The organism is Streptomyces sp. NPDC058671 (assembly GCF_042716475.1).
GTDB lineage: Bacteria > Actinomycetota > Actinomycetes > Streptomycetales > Streptomycetaceae > Streptomyces.
The window spans coordinates 30,063-45,016 of the sequence record NZ_JBHXSA010000021.1; the positions used below are offsets into that span (position 1 = coordinate 30,063).

A 14,954-nucleotide genomic window follows, 5' to 3' on the forward strand; every position below is an offset into this window, starting at 1 on the left:
CGGGGTTGTCGCCCCCCCCACCCAACCCCGGCGGTCGCCATCCTGTTGACGCCCGCCGCCCTCTCGGGGCCCCGCCCCCCGTGGTAACCCCCCTTGCCCCCCCGGCGGTCACGGGCTTCTCCGTGTTCCGGCGCGGTCACGGGCTGCTCCGTCTTCCGGGACCGGTCTTGTGGCCGGGGCCCGACCCGCTTTATAGTCATGGTGACTCTTAAGGAGGCGGGCGTGAGCCTCGCAAGCATTCTCGAACCCCTGCAGCGACCGCTCTTCACCGTTCTCGACACCCCGGTCAGCTGGACCGAGGTCCTCGGATTCGGCAGCGGAGCGCTCTGCGTCTGGCTCGTCGCCCGCCAGCACCTCGCCAACTGGCCCATCGGCATCGCCAACAACCTGTTCTTCGTCCTGCTCTTCACGCAGGCGGGGCTCTACGCCGACGCCGGCCTCCAGATCGTCTTCATCATCCTCGCCGTGTACGGCTGGTGGACCTGGACCCACGGGGGTGGACCAGGCTCCGACGCCCTCCCGGTGCGCCGCACCACGCGCACCGAGTGGACGTGGCTGCTCACGGCGGGGGTGGTGGGGACCCTCGCCCTCACCCTGCTGCTCGACCGCGCCACCGACTCGACCGTCCCCTTCTGGGACGCCCTCACGACCGCGCTGTCCCTCATGGCGACCTACGGCCAGTGCCGCAAGCGCCTGGAGTCCTGGTGGCTGTGGATCGCCGCCGACGTGGTCTACGTGCCGCTGTACGCCCACAAGGAGCTCTACCTGACCTCCCTGCTCTACCTCGGTTTCATGACCCTCTGCGTCCTCGGCCTGCGCGGCTGGACCAGGGACCTCACCGACCGGCGCGAACGCGTCCCGGCGGGGGCGACGGCATGAAGCGCTACGGACACGGCCTGGTCCTCGGCAAGTTCTATCCGCCGCACGCCGGGCACCACTACCTCGTCCGCACCGCCCTGGCCCGCTGCGAGCGCCTCACCGTCCTCGTCTGCGCCTCCTCCGTCGAGTCCGTACCGCTCGACGAGCGCGTCGCCTGGATGCGCGAGATCCACCCCGACGCCCTCGTCGTGGGCGCCGTCGACGACATCCCCGTCGACCTCCACGACCCCGAGGTGTGGGAGGCCCACATGGCGGTCTTCCGGGACGCCGTGCGCGAACCCGTCGACGCCGTCTTCACCTCGGAGCCGTACGGGGAGGAACTCGCCCGCCGCTTCGGGGCCGAGTCCGTCTGCGTCGACCCCGGACGCACCCGATTCCCCGTTTCCGGCACCGCCGTCCGCGCGGACCCCGCCGGCTGCTGGGACTTCCTGGAGGCGCCGGTACGGGCGGCCCTCACCCGGCGGGTCGTCGTCCTCGGCGCCGAGTCCACCGGCACCACCACCATGGCCCTCGCCCTGGCCGACCACTACCGGCGGCGCGGCGGGGTCTGGGCCCGCACCCGGTACGTACCGGAGTACGGCCGCGAGTACAGCGAACTCAAACTCGCCGAACTCCGCGCCGAACGCCCGGACGCGACCTGGGCCGACGTCGCATTCCACTCCGCCGACTTCCCCGTCATCGCCCAGCGCCAGGCCGAACTGGAGGAGGAGGCGGCCCGCGACGGCTCGCCCGTGCTCTTCTGCGACACCGACGCGTTCGCCACCACCATCTGGCACGAGCGGTACATGGGCACCGCCAGCCCCGCCACCGGCGAGATCGCCGCCCTCGGCCGGCAGCACCTCTGGCTGCTCACCGACCACCGGGGCGTCGACTTCGAGGACGACGGACTGCGCGACGGGGAACACCTGCGGCCCTGGATGACCGCCCGGTTCCTCACCCAGCTCGCCCACAGCGGCCGCCGCACCGCCGTCCTCAGCGGACCCCACGAGGAGCGGCTCGCGGCCGCCGTCGCCGCCGTGGACGCGCTGCTCGCGGAGGGCCGGCACCTGGCCGACCCCCTGCCGGAACGCCGATGACCGGCCGCCGGGTGCCCGAGGGGTACGACCCGTACGCCTTCGAGCCGTTCGCCGTCACCGTCGACCTCGCCGTCCTCACCCTCCGCGAGGGGCGGCTCCACGTCCTGCTCGTCGAGCGCGGCCAGGAGCCGTACGCCGGCTCCTGGGCCCTCCCCGGCGGATTCGTCCTCCCGTCCGAGTCCGCCGAGCGGGCCGCCCGCCGCGAACTCGTCGAGGAGACCGGCCTCTCCGAGGCCACCGTCGCCGGGCTCCACCTCGAACAGCTCCGCACCTACAGCGAGCCGGACCGCGACCCGAGGATGCGGGTCGTCTCCGTCGCCTTCACCGCGCTCGTACCCGACCCGCCCGAACCCCGCGGCGGCGGTGACGCGGCACAGGCGCGGTGGCTGCCGTACGACACGGTCGGCGGTCTCGCCTTCGACCACGACCGGATCCTCGCCGACGCCCAGGAACGGGTCGGCGCCAAGCTGGAGTACACCTGCCTCGCGACCGCGTTCTGCCCGCCCGAGTTCACGCTCGGCGAGCTGCGCCAGGTCTACGAGACGGTCTGGGGCGTCGAGCTCGACCGCCCCAACTTCCGGCGCAAGGTCCTCACCACGCCCGGCTTCGTCCAGGCCGTGGAAGGACCTCCGCGCCTCACCGGCGGACGGGGGAAACCGGCCGCTCTCTACCGGGCGGGTGAGGCCACGACCCTCCACCCGCCCCTCCTGCGACCGGAAGGACGATCCGCGTGAACCTCGCACGCACCGCGACCAAGCAGGCCGCGACCGGCTCCCTGATCGGGCTGGCGCTCGGCGACGCGCTGGGCTTCCCGACCGAGTTCAGCGACGTGCCCTCGATCCTCGCCAAGGCCGGACCCTGGCGGGAGATGGCGCTGCCCGTCAGCGGCGGCACGGCGTACGTCACCGACGACACCCAGATGGCCCTCGCCTTCGCCCGGGGCATCCGCACCGCCATGGACCGGGGAGTGCTCGAACCCGAGCGGCTCGCCGGGCCGGTGCGACAGGAGTTCATCGACTGGTACCGCTCCCCGGAGAACAACCGTGCCCCCGGCAACACCTGCCTCACCGCCTGCGAGCTCCTGACGCTCGACGCGCCCTGGCAGGACGCCAGCCAGATCCACTCCAAGGGCTGCGGCGCCAACATGCGGGTCACCCCCGTCGGGCTCGTCCCCGGGCTCAGCGAGGAGCAGCGGGCGGGCGCCGCGCAGCTCCAGTCGGGGCTGACCCACGGTCACCCCACCGCGCTCGCCGCCTCCGACCTCACCGCCCGCGCGGTGTACCTCCTCGCCCAGGGCGTCGACCCGGCCGGCCTGGTCGGACAGCTGCGCTCGTACGCGTACGAGAACCGCGACCGCTACCACGAGCACTGGCTCGGCGACCTATGGACCCGCTCCCAGGACCCGTCCGCCCTCTCCTTCATCCGGCGCGGCTGGGACGAGTGCCTGGCGATCCTGGAACGCCTCGCCGCCGTCCAGCGCACCGCCGACCCGGAGCTCGACCCCTGTACGTACACCGGTGACGGCTGGATCGCGGAGGAGGCCCTCGCGACCGGGCTGCTCTGCTTCCTCCTCTTCCCCGGCGAGCCCCTCACCGCCCTGCGCCGCGCGGCCTGCACCCGAGGCGACTCCGACTCGATCGCCGCCCTCGCGGGCGCCTTCGCCGGAGCCCACCTCGGCGCCGACGCCTGGCCGAAGGAATGGGAGGAGCACGTCGAGTACCGGAGCGACCTGCTGACCCTCGGCGCGCTCTGGGACGCCTGACCCTTGACGACCTCTCCCCGGAGTTCCCTCGGCGCCGGGGCCGAGGCGGTCAGGCGGTGGTGAGTGCCGAGGCGCGGCGGGCGCGGATCAGGAAGTCCTGTACGCGGGCGTGGTCCGGTGCGGGCGGGAGCGGGGTCGTGTCGTGGGCGCGGTCGGCCTCCCCCTGGAGGCGGTCCATCCAGGACTCGACCTCCGCCCAGGTCAGCTCGCCGCGCTTGACCGCGAGGAGCCGGTCGCGGTCCTCGCCGACGTCTATGCGCAGTTCGCCCGAGCGCAGCAGGTCACGGCAGCTGGTCAGGAGTCGCAGCAGATGCATGGCGTGCTTCCAGCGCGGGTGGCCGTACTGGCGGACGTCCGCGTCGAGCTTGCGGCGCTGGCCGTCCGCGTACCGCACGAAGGTCTGGTGGGCCTGGCGGGAGAGGAAGGCCCCGCGCAGCGAGAGCAGCTCGCGGCCGAGGTCGTCGGCGTGCTCGACCAGGGGGGAGTGGAGGCACTCCAGGACGTTCGGGTTGTTGCGCAGGGCCAGCTCGCAGAAGCGTTCCAGCTCCCAGCTGAACTGCTCCTCGGCCGGCCCCTCCACCTGCGCGGGCGGCTTCTCGAAGTGCCAGAACAGCGGCGTCGGGGCGAGATAGACGCCCCGGACGTCCGTGTCGCTGCCCTCGGTCGCGAGGCCGAACGCGCGCGACCCCATGACGCAGGAGTAGATCGTGTGGTCGCGTACCAGCTCGTCCGGAGTCATGCGCGTCAGGCTACGCGAGGGTGATCGCGTCCCCCGAGACGGTGATCTGTTCCGCCGGCAGCGGGCGGGTGGCGGGTCCCTTCGCCACCGAGCCGTCGGCGACACGGAACTTCGAACCGTGGCACGGGCAGTCGATCGTGCCGTCCGCGACCTTGTTCACCGTGCAGCCCTGATGGGTGCAGACCGCGGAGAACGCCTTGAACTCCCCGGCCACCGGCTGCGTGACGACCACCTTCTCCTTGGCGAAGACCATGCCCCCGCCCACCGGGATCTCGGCGGTCCTCGTCAGCGGGGCGGCGGCGGTCGCGGAGGCCTCGGCCGAGGAGGAGGCCGCTGCCGGGGCAGACGCGGTGTCCGGGGCGCCCGGCGTGGCCGTCGCGCTGGTGCTCGTACCACCGTCACCCCCGCCGTCCGAGCCGCAGCCCGTCGTCGTCAGGGCCGCTGCGGCCAGCAGGACGGTACGGCGAGGGGTGGCGCGTGAAGTCATGCCGCCAGCTTGGCCGCGCGGCGCCCCCGGGTCCCGCAACACGCCTGGACCCGGCGTCCGCCTCCCCCGCACGGCGGCCCCGCCCCCACCCCCGCGCCGAGTGGCGGAACACCCCGGCCCGGGTGACATTGAGCCTGTTCCGGGACGGGCCCCGTCTCGGAGGGCGGGCCGCCGCGACGCGGGGCCCCCGGCGCTGACTAGGCTGAACGGAGCACTGACGCAGGCGAAGGAGCACGACGTGGCGGTACGAGCGGTCCGAGGCGCCGTCCAGCTGGAGCGGGACGAGGCGGGACACATGCGCGAGCAGGTCGAGGAACTGCTCACCGCCGTCCTCGCGCGCAACGACCTCACCGCCGACGACCTCATCAGCATCTGGTTCACGGCCACGCCCGACCTCCACAGCGACTTCCCGGCCGCCGCCGCCCGGGACATCGGCATCGTCGACGTCCCCCTGATCTGCGCCCAGGAACTCGACATCGAGGGGGCGATGCCGAGGGTCGTCCGGCTCCTCGCCCACGTCGAGACCGAGCTGCCCAAGTCCCGGATCGCCCACGTCTACCTCGGCGCCGCGGCCGCCCTGCGCAAGGACATCGCCCAGTGAGAACAGCGCTCGTCATCGGAACCGGACTGATCGGCACCTCCGCCGCGCTGGCCCTCGCGGCCCGGGGTGTCACCGTCCACCTGCGCGACCACGACCCGGCGCGCGCCCGGACGGCCGCCGCGCTCGGCGCCGGCACCGACGAGACGCCCGACGGCCCCGTGGACCTCGCGATCGTCGCCGTACCCCCGGCGCACGTGGCCGGCACCCTCGCCGAGGCCATGGCGGCCGGTCTCGCCCGCGGCTACCTGGACGTGGCCAGCGTCAAGGGCGGCCCCAAGCGGGAGCTGGAGGCGCTGGACCTCGACCTCACCGCGTACATCGGCACGCACCCGATGTCCGGCAAGGAACGCTCGGGCCCGCTCGCGGCGACCGCCGACCTCTTCGAGGGACGGCCCTGGGTCCTCACCCCGACCCGGGACACCGACACCGAGGTCCTGAACCTCGCCCTGGAACTCGTCGCGCACTGCCGGGCCGTCCCCGTCGTCATGGACGCCGACGCCCACGACCGGGCCGTCGCCCTCGTCTCCCACACCCCGCAGCTCGTGTCCTCCATGGTCGCCGCGCGCCTCGAGGAGGCCGACGAGTCGGCCGTACGCCTCTGCGGGCAGGGCATCCGGGACGTGACCCGGATCGCCGCCTCCGACCCCCGCATGTGGATCGAGATCCTCTCCGCCAACCCCGGCCCCGTCGCCGACGTCCTCTCCGGCGTCGCCGCCGACCTCGACGAGACCGTGCGCGCCCTGCGCTCCCTGCAGTCCGCCGACGAGGACGAGCGCCGGGACGGGGCCTCGGGCGTCGAGGACGTCCTGCGCCGGGGCAACGCCGGGCGCTCCCGGGTCCCCGGGAAGCACGGCGCCGCGCCCACGGTGTACGAGACCGTCGCCGTCCTCATCAGCGACAAGCCGGGCGAGCTGGCCCGTATCTTCGCGGACGCGGGACGGGCGGGGGTCAACATCGAGGACGTGCGCATCGAGCACGCCACCGGGCAGCAGGCGGGACTGGTGCAGCTCATGGTGGAACCGTCGGCGGCGGGGGTTCTGGGCGGGGCGCTGCAGGAGCGGGGCTGGTCCCTGCGCACGGGCTGACCACCTCGTCGTGGGCGTGCGTCCCGCCGGGGCGGCTGCCGTGCGGGGCTCGGGCCGGGGGCGCTGGGCCGAACGGGTGCCGGGGACTCGGTAACCTTGTGGTGGCCCCCCGCATCTCCGCCGGGTCCCGCCCCTCACCCAGGAAGGTGTTCCCACCGTGGAATCCGTGATCGTCGCCATTGACGGGCCCTCCGGCACGGGCAAGTCCAGCACCTCCAAGGCGGTCGCCGCGAAGCTGGGGCTGAGCTACCTGGACACCGGCGCCCAGTACCGGGCGATCACCTGGTGGATGATCAGCAACGACGTCGACGTGCACGACGCCGAGGCCGTCGCCAACGCCGCCGCCAAGCCGGTCATCGTCTCCGGCACGGACCCGGGCCGCCCCACCATCACGGTCGACGGAGCGGACGCCGCCGGCCCCATCCGTACCGAAGAGGTCACCTCAAAGGTCAGCGCCGTCAGCGCCGTCCCCGAGGTGCGGGCGCTCATCACCGAGCTCCAGCGGACCATCGCGAAGGGCGCCGAGCACGGCATCGTCGTCGAGGGCCGGGACATCGGCACCACCGTCCTGCCGGACGCGGACCTGAAGATCTTCCTCACCGCCTCGCCCGAGGCCCGCGCGGCCCGCCGCTCCGGCGAGCTGAAGGGCGTCGACGTGCACGCCACGAGGGAGGCCCTGGTCAAGCGGGACGCGGCCGACTCCAGCCGTAAGACCTCCCCGCTCGCCAAGGCCGACGACGCCGTCGAGGTCGACACCACGGACCTCACCCTCGACCAGGTCATCGAGTGCGTCGTCACCCTCGTGGACGAGCGGCGCGGCCGGGGCGCGGCGCAGGCCGAGGGTCCCGAGTGAGGGACGAGCGAGGGGGGCTCGGCCGCGGCCGAGCCGGGGCGGAGCGCGGCCGTCGCGTGTCCCCGCCCTCCGAGAGGGGCGCCGCCGTCGGCCGGCGCATCGGCATCGGGCTGATGTACGGCTTCTGGAAGCCGCGCGTCCTCGGTGCCTGGCGGGTGCCGGCCTCCGGCCCCGTCATCCTCGCCGTCAACCACGCGCACAACATCGACGGCCCCATGCTCATGGGCACCGCCCCGCGTCCCGTGCACTTCCTCATCAAGAAGGAAGCCTTCGTCGGGCCCCTCGGGCCCTTCCTGGAGGGCATCGGTCAGGTCAAGGTCGACCGCGACGGCGCCGACCGGAACGCGATAGGCAACGCCCTGGGCGTCCTGAAGCAGGGCGGCGTCCTCGGGATCTTCCCGGAGGGCACCCGGGGCGAGGGCGACTTCGCCTCGCTCCGCGCGGGCCTGGCCTACTTCGCCGTCCGCAGCGGCGCGCCGATCGTCCCGGTCGCCGTCCTCGGAAGCACCGAGCGCCGCGGCCGGCTGGTCAAGGCACTCCCTCCGCTGCGCGGCCGCGTCGACGTCGTCTTCGGCGACGCCTTCGAGGCGCGGGAAGAGGCGCGAAGCTCGGACCAGGGCGGCGGCGGGCGACGGGTGGGCGGCTCCGGCCCGCGCACGCGCAAGGCGCTCGACGAGGCCACCGTACGGATCCAGGGGAAGCTCACCGAGCACCTGGAAAACGCCAGGCGCCTCACCGGGCGCTGAGCGAGACTTTCAGTAGTGGGCCCCGCGGCCCGGGGACCCACCGACCACGAATGATCAAGGAACGGACTTCATGAACGACCAGCACGACCACGGGGCACTTGGCGACGCCGAGTACGCGGAGTTCATGGAGCTCGCCGCGGAAGAGGGCTTCGACGCCGAAGAGATCGAGGGCGCGATCGAGGAGGCCGGTCACGGCCCGCTCCCCGTCCTCGCCGTCGTCGGCCGGCCGAACGTCGGCAAGTCGACCCTGGTGAACCGCATCATCGGCCGCCGCGAGGCCGTCGTCGAGGACAAGCCGGGCGTCACCCGTGACCGCGTCACCTACGAGGCCGAATGGGCCGGGCGCCGCTTCAAGGTCGTCGACACCGGCGGCTGGGAGCAGGACGTCCTCGGCATCGACGCCTCCGTGGCCGCCCAGGCCGAGTACGCCATCGAGGCCGCCGACGCCTGTCTCTTCGTCGTGGACGCCACCGTCGGCGCCACCGACACCGACGAGGCCGTCGTCCGGCTGCTCCGCCGCGCGGGCAAGCCGGTCGTCCTCGCCGCCAACAAGGTCGACGGCCAGTCCGGCGAGGCCGACGCCACGATGCTGTGGTCCCTGGGCCTCGGCGAGCCGTTCCCCGTCTCCTCGCTGCACGGCCGCGGCACCGGTGACCTCCTCGACGAGGTCCTGCGGAAGCTGCCCGAGGCCCCCGAGCAGCGCTTCGGCAACGCGGTGGGCGGCCCGCGCCGCATCGCCCTCATCGGCCGTCCGAACGTCGGCAAGTCCTCGCTGCTCAACAAGGTGGCGAACGAGGACCGTGTCGTCGTCAACGAGCTGGCCGGCACCACCCGTGACCCGGTCGACGAGCTGATCGAGCTCGGCGGCGTGACGTGGAAGTTCGTCGACACCGCCGGTATCCGCAAGAAGGTCCACCTCCAGGAGGGCGCGGACTACTACGCCTCCCTGCGGACGGCCGCCGCCGTCGAGAAGGCCGAGGTGGCCGTCATCCTCATCGACACCACCGACAACATCTCGGTCCAGGACCAGCGCATCATCACGATGGCGGTCGAGTCGGGCCGCGCCATCGTCATCGCCTACAACAAGTGGGACGAGCTCGACGAGGAGCGCCGCTACTACCTCGAGCGCGAGATCGAGACCGAGATGCAGCAGGTCGCCTGGGCGCCCCGGGTCAACGTCTCCGCGAAGACCGGCCGCCACATGGAGAAGCTGGTCCCGGCCATCGAGACCGCCCTCGCGGGCTGGGAGACCCGCGTCCCCACCGGCCGGCTCAACGCCTTCCTCGGTGAGATCGTCGCCGCCCACCCGCACCCGATCCGCGGCGGCAAGCAGCCCCGCATCCTCTTCGGTACGCAGGCGGGCACCAAGCCGCCCCGGTTCGTGCTCTTCGCGTCGGGCTTCCTCGAGGCCGGCTACCGCCGCTTCATCGAGCGCCGCCTCCGCGAGGAGTTCGGCTTCGAGGGCACCCCGATCCACATCTCGGTGCGGGTGCGCGAGAAGCGCGGCCGCAAGAAGTAGCACCCGCGCGGTGGGACACGGCTGAGGGCCGGGGCGTGATCGCCCCGGCCCTCAGCCGTGTCCCCCTCGGTTCCGCGTCTCCCGGGAAAGCTCTCAGAAACCCCTGCGGGGCGCCGGCGGCAGCGCCACCTGTGTCTGCGTCGGGTGGTGCTGCGCCGACCACGCCGTCGGATACGCCGCCGGGTAGCGATGCCCCTGCCCGTGGACGCCCGTGCTCCCCGTCGTGCCGAAGGCCCGGAAGGCCACGTCCTCCTCGCCGCTGCGGTCGCCCGGCAGCGTGCGGAACGACCGTCGGTACTCCGAGTACAGGGCGTCGTAGATCGGTGTGGGCGAAGCGCCCGCCGTGACGTCCTGCGCGGGGCGCATCGAGGGGATCTGACTCGGATACGGCTGGGGGAAGGGGTCGTATGGGTGCACGTAGGTGCCAACGACCCCGCCGCCCGTCGGATGCGGGCGGCTCTCCGAATGGGGCGGGCGGGGACGGGGCACGGTGGGGACTCCCCGCGCCGGGGAGCCCGTCGGTACGCCGGGGACCCGAGTCCACCCTAAGCCCGGCCGACCGTCGTCCATCAGGTACCGGCCAGCGGCATCGCGGCGGCGACCAGGCGCCCGTTCGCCGCGGCCTTCTCCAGCGCGTCCCGCAGCAGGTCCTCGCGGGGCTGCTGGCCGATCGAGCCCACGGGGGCGGCGAAGACCAGCACCGTGTGCGACTTGTTGGCCGCCGCGCGCCAGCCCTCGGTGACCTGGAGCGGCTGGTGCGCCTGCCACCAGGCGGCCTGACCGGCGCCGCCGGGTCCCGGCTGGAGGACGGAGTGCAGCTGGCCCATGGCGACCAGGACCGACCAGCCCGGCAGCACGGCGGGCCGCTCGTTCAGGTCCATGACCTGCTGGAAGCCCTGGTCGGCGAGGAGCGGCAGGAACTCGTCCGTGAGACCGTCCGAACCGGGACGGGCCACCGGGGCGGTCGGCTCCACGACGAGGGCGGGGTGCAGCTCGCCCTGGATCAGGACGAGACCACTGGTCACTCCGAGCACGGCCTGTTCGGGATGGGCGACGGACAGCGCGTCGGCGGTGTCGGCGGCCGTGATGGAGGCGACGGCGCCCTGCAGCTGCTCCTCGGCGACCTGGACGACCTGCGACGGGATGCAGGTGGCGTGGGCGAACGCGAGGACCGCGGTCTCGTCGCCGACGAACAGCACCGTGCTGGTGCGCTCCTGCTCGGAGTCCCCGGGGGTGCGGCAGGAGGTGCAGTCGTAGCTTCCCGGGGCGTTGTCGCCGGCGAGCAGCCGGTCCGCTTCTTCGTCGCCGATCTCGGCGCGTACGTCCTCGCTGACGTCGAGCATGCGCGGCACGGGGGGCTCCCTGGACTCGGTACGGGCGGACGCCGGGCCGTCCCCGGTCGTCTCATGCCGAGTTCAACGGGTCAGGCTCGGCCGGGGTCACGCGCGGAAGCGAGGCAACTTGCCGGTGGCGCGTGCGGTGGGGCGGGTGACTCCGACCGGGTGGGGTGTGCACGGTGTTCCGCGCGGCACGGACCGGGGACGCCGGAGCGCTGCCTAGCCTGCGTCGATGTCGAAGATCCGATTGTGGACAACCGGTTCCCTCGTGGTGGCGTCCGCGGCCGCGCTGCTGACCCTGGCCCCCGCACCCGTCCAGGCCCGGGAGGTGGCGGGCGGGCCCCGGCAGGCGTCCGCCGTGCTGCGGGACGTGTCCGGGGTGCGCGCGGACGGGGCCGTGCCCTCCTACCCCTGCGCGAAGGACCAGTGGCCGTGGGGCTGCGTCGCCGAGTGCGAGAGCAGCGGCGACTGGCACATCAACACGGGCAACGGCTTCTACGGCGGACTCCAGTTCTGGCATCCGACCTGGGTCGAGCACGGCGGACTGAAGTACGCCCCGCGGGCCGACCTGGCGACCCGCCCGGAGCAGATCACCGTCGCGGAGGAGGTCCTGCGCACCCAGGGCTGGGGAGCGTGGCCCGTCTGCTCCAAGCGGTACGGACTCAGCGGGCGCGTCCACACCGTCCAGGCCGGCGACACGCTCAGCTCCGTCGCCCGCCGCTTCGGGATCAAGGGCGGCTGGCAGGCGCTGTACGCGGCGAACCGGAGCCTGATCGGGGCCGACCCGGACCGGATCGTCGTCGGCACCATGCTGCGGATCGACCCGCTCTGACACCGCCCCTCCCCGGTCGGGAGACAGGTCGCCCGTGAACGACGGACCGTCACCGGCAGTACAGTCGAGCGACCGATCAACTGACCGGGGGGAACCGGCAGCGCGATGCGTATTTCCTTTCTGCTCCACAACGGCTACCACTACGGCGGCACCATCCGGACCACGTTCACCCTCGCCGAGGAACTGGCGGGACGTCACGAGGTCGAGATCGTCTCGGTGTTCCGCCACCGTGACCGACCCCTCCTCGGCCTGCCGTCGGGGGTGACCCTGCGTCACCTCGTCGACCTGCGCAAGGACAGCCCCGGGTACGACGGCGACCACCCCGACCTGCACCGTCCCGCCGAGGTCTTCCCGCGCGGCGACGGACGCTGGAAGCAGTACAGCGCCCTCACCGACGCCCGGATCGGGGAGCACCTGCGGGGCGTGGAGGCCGACGTCCTCGTCGGCACCCGCCCCGGACTCAACGTCCACCTCACCCGGCAGGCCCGGCGGGGGCCGGTCCTCGTCGGCCAGGAGCACCTGATCCTGGACGGGCACAGCTACCGGCTGCGCCGGGACGTCGGCCACGAGTACGCGCTCCTCGACGCCGTCACGACGGTCACCGACGCGGACGCCCGCGCCTACCGGGAGCTGGGGCTGCCCGGCGTACGGATCGAGGCCGTGCCCAACAGCGTGCCCGCGCCGTCCGTGCAGCCCGCCGACCCCGCGGCGAAGACCGTCGTCGCCGCGGGCCGGCTGACCCGCGTCAAGCGGTACGACCTGCTGATCGACGCCTTCGCGGAGGCGGCCGCCGACCACCCCGACTGGAAGCTGCGGATCTACGGCACGGGCGACGCGGTCCAGGACCTCAAGGAGCCGCTGTCCCGGCATATCAAGGACCGGGGGCTCGGCGGGCAGGTCTTCCTCATGGGCTCGGTGACCCCGCTGGAACCCGAGCTGGCCAAGGGCTCGATCGCCGCCGTGACCTCGCAGCGCGAGTCCTTCGGCATGACCATCGTCGAGGCGATGCGCTGCGGGCTCCCGGTCGTCTCCACCGACTGCCCGTACGGGCCCCGCGAGATCATCGAGGACGGGACCGACGGGTTCCTGGTACCGGTCGACGACGTGGCGGCGTTCGCACGGGCGCTGCGCAGGCTGATCGAGGACGACGAGCTGCGCGCCAAGACGGCACGGGCGGCGCTCGCCGCCTCCGAGCGCTTCGACCCGGCCCGGATCGCCGCCCGGCACGAGACGCTCTGGACGGAACTCGTCGAGCGGGGCGCGAGCCGGCGGACCCACCCCGCGGGCAGGGCGTCGCTCCACCGGGGGGTGGGCCGGGCCGTCGACGCGGTCTACACGCTGAAGGCCCGGGTCGGCCGGCTGGTCCGCCGCCTCCGCTGACGACCGGCGGCCCTTGCGGACAGAAGCCGTCCGCGAGGGCTGGCAGACTCGGCGCCATGTTGGAGACCTCCGCACGGCTCTTGCGTCTGCTCTCGTTGCTCCAGGCCCACCGCGAGTGGTCCGGCGCCGCCCTCGCCGACCGGCTCGGGGTCACGCCCCGCACCGTACGCAGGGACGTCGACCGGCTGCGGGAACTCGGATACCCCGTCAACGCGAGCCCCGGTACCGGCGGCGGCTACCAGTTGGGCGCGGGGGCCGAGCTGCCGCCGCTGCTCCTCGACGACGAGGAGGCCGTGGCGGTCGCGGTCGGCCTGCGCGCCGCCGCCGGACAGGGCGTCGAGGGCATCGGCGAGAGCTCCGTCCGCGCCCTGGCCAAGCTGGAACAGGTGCTCCCCGGACGGCTGCGACGCCGGGTGAGCGCCCTGAACGCCTTCACCGTGCCGATGCTGCGCACCCCGCGCGAGCGGATCGACCCGGCGGTGCTCACCGAACTGGCCAACGCCTGCCGGGACGCCGAGCGGCTGCGGTTCGAGTACCGCGACCACGGCGGGGCGGCCACCCGCAGGACCGTCGAGCCGCACCGTCTGGTGTGCAGCGAGCGCCGCTGGTACCTGGTCGGCTGGGACGTGGACCGGGCCGACTGGCGCACCTTCCGGGCCGACCGGATCACCCCGACACCGCCGCACGGGCCCCGTTTTCCTCCCCGCGAGCCGCCCGCCGACGACCTGGCCGCCTATGTGGCGAAGGGCGTGTCCACCACCGTGTACGCGACCGAGGCGACGATCCGGCTGCGGGTGCCGCTCGCGGAGGCCGCCGCGGCCGTCGGCGCGGCGGACGGTGTCCTCACGGCGGACGGGGAGCACGCCTGTCTGTTGCGGACCGGCGCCCACAGCCTCGACGTGATGGTGATCCACGTGGCGATGATCGGTTTCGAGTTCGAGGTGCTGGACCCGCCGGAGCTCGTCGACCGGGTGCGGGCGCTCAGGGACCTGTTGTCCCGCGCTCTCGACCGGCAGGCCGAGGGTCGGAGACCGTAAGCATTGTGTAAGGGATGAGTGAAGCGCCCTGCCGGCGCGTCGCCCGCGCAATTCCGGACAGGCGCGGGGGAGGGGGGAATTGGGCACCCGCTATCGATGCTTCCGTTCCCGCTTCCGGGCCCGTGGTGCGAACTGCCGGCAGTCCTTCGGAATTGCCGGAGAAACGGCCGGAAAGCATCCCTCCGCGCGGTGGCGGGTACAGCGGACATATGTCGAGAACTTGTGACACAAGCGTGACCGCAAAGGGACTAACGTGAGGGACATGGCACCCACATCGCGCACTCCCGAACCGCCCCGCGACGCCCCCGAGTCCTATGTGGGCCTGGCCGCGGAAGGCGCCGCGCAGCTCGCAAGGACGCGGGGCTGGAGCACCGTGAGGTCTCTGCCGCCCGGCTCGATCGTCACGATGGAGTACCTGGTCGGACGCCTCAACTTCGAGGTCGAGGACGGCACGGTCACCCGCTGCTGGGTCGGCTGAGCGGGCATGGGCAGGGGGCCCGCCGCGGGCGGGCCGGGGCCGTGGGAAGGCGCGGGGGGGGGGGGGCGGCCGGGTGGGGGGTGGGCCGGGGGGGCCGTGGTGGGCGCGGCGGAGGTGGGAGACGGGGACGGGGACTGGTGGGT

Annotated in this window: 17 protein-coding genes; 13 read left to right on the top strand and 4 right to left on the bottom strand. The window is 73.3% G+C overall.

The window, feature by feature from the left end:
- The first annotated feature begins 222 nt into the window (after nucleotides 1-222).
- The 4 genes from pnuC to ACFWV2_RS24580 are packed head-to-tail and all read left to right on the top strand — an operon-like array spanning nucleotide 223 to nucleotide 3,717.
- Nucleotides 223-879 (top strand): nicotinamide riboside transporter PnuC, encoded by a 657-nt coding sequence (gene pnuC, locus ACFWV2_RS24565; RefSeq protein WP_384407698.1) that lies wholly within the window; start codon nucleotides 223-225, stop codon nucleotides 877-879.
- Nucleotides 876-1,955, top strand: coding sequence for an AAA family ATPase (locus tag ACFWV2_RS24570; RefSeq protein WP_384407699.1), 1,080 nt, complete (start codon nucleotides 876-878; stop codon nucleotides 1,953-1,955). The genes pnuC and ACFWV2_RS24570 overlap by 4 nt, the downstream gene beginning before the upstream one ends.
- Nucleotides 1,952-2,689, top strand: coding sequence for an NUDIX domain-containing protein (locus ACFWV2_RS24575; RefSeq protein WP_384407701.1), 738 nt, complete (start codon nucleotides 1,952-1,954; stop codon nucleotides 2,687-2,689). Before ACFWV2_RS24570 ends, ACFWV2_RS24575 begins: the two co-directional genes overlap by 4 nt.
- Nucleotides 2,686-3,717: an ADP-ribosylglycohydrolase family protein gene (locus tag ACFWV2_RS24580; RefSeq protein ID WP_384407703.1), complete on the top strand. Its 1,032-nt coding sequence runs from the start codon at nucleotides 2,686-2,688 to the stop codon at nucleotides 3,715-3,717. The genes ACFWV2_RS24575 and ACFWV2_RS24580 overlap by 4 nt, the downstream gene beginning before the upstream one ends.
- A 49-nt stretch (nucleotides 3,718-3,766) precedes the next feature.
- On the opposite strand, the gene ACFWV2_RS24585 is transcribed toward ACFWV2_RS24580, so the two are convergent.
- Together ACFWV2_RS24585 and ACFWV2_RS24590 are read right to left on the bottom strand one after the other, a co-directional pair.
- Entirely contained in the window at nucleotides 3,767-4,456 is a 690-nt protein-coding gene (locus tag ACFWV2_RS24585; protein WP_384407705.1) for a DNA polymerase beta superfamily protein, read from the bottom strand.
- 10 nt (nucleotides 4,457-4,466) lie between these two features.
- On the bottom strand, nucleotides 4,467-4,943 hold the full coding sequence (locus ACFWV2_RS24590) for a Rieske (2Fe-2S) protein (protein WP_384407707.1): 477 nt from the start codon (nucleotides 4,941-4,943) through the stop codon (nucleotides 4,467-4,469).
- Between the two features lie 238 nt (nucleotides 4,944-5,181).
- On the opposite strand from ACFWV2_RS24590, the gene aroH reads away from it, so the two are divergent.
- The 5 genes from aroH (at nucleotide 5,182) to der (ending at nucleotide 9,747) form a co-directional block, all read left to right on the top strand.
- Entirely contained in the window at nucleotides 5,182-5,544 is a 363-nt protein-coding gene (gene aroH / locus ACFWV2_RS24595) for a chorismate mutase (protein WP_360794049.1), read from the top strand.
- A complete protein-coding gene (locus ACFWV2_RS24600; protein ID WP_384407709.1) occupies nucleotides 5,541-6,629 on the top strand; it encodes a prephenate dehydrogenase in 1,089 nt (362 codons plus the stop codon). Before aroH ends, ACFWV2_RS24600 begins: the two co-directional genes overlap by 4 nt.
- Nucleotides 6,630-6,786: 157 nt before the next feature.
- On the top strand, nucleotides 6,787-7,482 hold the full coding sequence (gene cmk / locus ACFWV2_RS24605; protein ID WP_384407711.1) for a (d)CMP kinase: 696 nt from the start codon (nucleotides 6,787-6,789) through the stop codon (nucleotides 7,480-7,482).
- Nucleotides 7,483-7,595: 113 nt separating this feature from the next.
- Nucleotides 7,596-8,228, top strand: a complete 633-nt coding sequence (locus ACFWV2_RS24610) for a lysophospholipid acyltransferase family protein (RefSeq protein WP_384407886.1) — start codon at nucleotides 7,596-7,598, stop codon at nucleotides 8,226-8,228.
- A 70-nt stretch (nucleotides 8,229-8,298) separates the two neighbouring features.
- Nucleotides 8,299-9,747, top strand: coding sequence for a ribosome biogenesis GTPase Der (gene der / locus ACFWV2_RS24615; protein WP_360794043.1), 1,449 nt, complete (start codon nucleotides 8,299-8,301; stop codon nucleotides 9,745-9,747).
- 93 nt (nucleotides 9,748-9,840) lie between these two features.
- Here the strand turns inward: der and ACFWV2_RS24620 are convergent, their stop codons facing one another.
- Nucleotides 9,841-10,164, bottom strand: a complete 324-nt coding sequence (locus ACFWV2_RS24620; protein WP_384407888.1) for a hypothetical protein — start codon at nucleotides 10,162-10,164, stop codon at nucleotides 9,841-9,843.
- 152 nt (nucleotides 10,165-10,316) lie between these two features.
- Nucleotides 10,317-11,099, bottom strand: a complete 783-nt coding sequence (locus ACFWV2_RS24625) for a hypothetical protein (protein ID WP_384407713.1) — start codon at nucleotides 11,097-11,099, stop codon at nucleotides 10,317-10,319.
- A 217-nt stretch (nucleotides 11,100-11,316) separates the two neighbouring features.
- Between ACFWV2_RS24625 and ACFWV2_RS24630 the strand changes: the two genes are divergently transcribed.
- The 4 genes from ACFWV2_RS24630 to ACFWV2_RS24645 all read left to right on the top strand — a co-directional run bounded on the left by ACFWV2_RS24630 (nucleotide 11,317) and on the right by ACFWV2_RS24645 (nucleotide 14,811).
- A complete protein-coding gene (locus ACFWV2_RS24630) occupies nucleotides 11,317-11,916 on the top strand; it encodes a transglycosylase family protein (protein WP_384407715.1) in 600 nt (199 codons plus the stop codon).
- 105 nt (nucleotides 11,917-12,021) lie between these two features.
- Nucleotides 12,022-13,296, top strand: a complete 1,275-nt coding sequence (locus ACFWV2_RS24635; RefSeq protein ID WP_384407717.1) for a glycosyltransferase family 4 protein — start codon at nucleotides 12,022-12,024, stop codon at nucleotides 13,294-13,296.
- 56 nt (nucleotides 13,297-13,352) lie between these two features.
- A complete protein-coding gene (locus ACFWV2_RS24640) occupies nucleotides 13,353-14,333 on the top strand; it encodes a helix-turn-helix transcriptional regulator (protein WP_384407719.1) in 981 nt (326 codons plus the stop codon).
- A gap of 262 nt (nucleotides 14,334-14,595) precedes the next feature.
- Complete coding sequence (locus ACFWV2_RS24645; protein ID WP_384407721.1) at nucleotides 14,596-14,811, top strand: I78 family peptidase inhibitor; 216 nt, start codon at nucleotides 14,596-14,598, stop codon at nucleotides 14,809-14,811.
- Nucleotides 14,812-14,954 lie beyond the last annotated feature (143 nt).

Excerpts from the sequence above, each read along its gene's own strand:
- ACFWV2_RS24610 (WP_384407886.1), top strand. The coding sequence starts at position 7,596 with ATGTACGGCTTCTGGAAGCCGCGCGTCCTCGGTGCCTGGCGGGTGCCG.
- ACFWV2_RS24585 (WP_384407705.1), bottom strand. The coding sequence starts at position 4,456 with ATGACTCCGGACGAGCTGGTACGCGACCACACGATCTACTCCTGCGTC.
- ACFWV2_RS24640 (WP_384407719.1), top strand. The coding sequence starts at position 13,353 with ATGTTGGAGACCTCCGCACGGCTCTTGCGTCTGCTCTCGTTGCTCCAG.
- ACFWV2_RS24570 (WP_384407699.1), top strand. The coding sequence starts at position 876 with ATGAAGCGCTACGGACACGGCCTGGTCCTCGGCAAGTTCTATCCGCCG.
- ACFWV2_RS24575 (WP_384407701.1), top strand. The coding sequence starts at position 1,952 with ATGACCGGCCGCCGGGTGCCCGAGGGGTACGACCCGTACGCCTTCGAG.
- ACFWV2_RS24630 (WP_384407715.1), top strand. The coding sequence starts at position 11,317 with ATGTCGAAGATCCGATTGTGGACAACCGGTTCCCTCGTGGTGGCGTCC.
- ACFWV2_RS24635 (WP_384407717.1), top strand. The coding sequence starts at position 12,022 with ATGCGTATTTCCTTTCTGCTCCACAACGGCTACCACTACGGCGGCACC.
- der (WP_360794043.1), top strand. The coding sequence starts at position 8,299 with ATGAACGACCAGCACGACCACGGGGCACTTGGCGACGCCGAGTACGCG.
- ACFWV2_RS24645 (WP_384407721.1), top strand. The coding sequence starts at position 14,596 with ATGGCACCCACATCGCGCACTCCCGAACCGCCCCGCGACGCCCCCGAG.
- ACFWV2_RS24590 (WP_384407707.1), bottom strand. The coding sequence starts at position 4,943 with ATGACTTCACGCGCCACCCCTCGCCGTACCGTCCTGCTGGCCGCAGCG.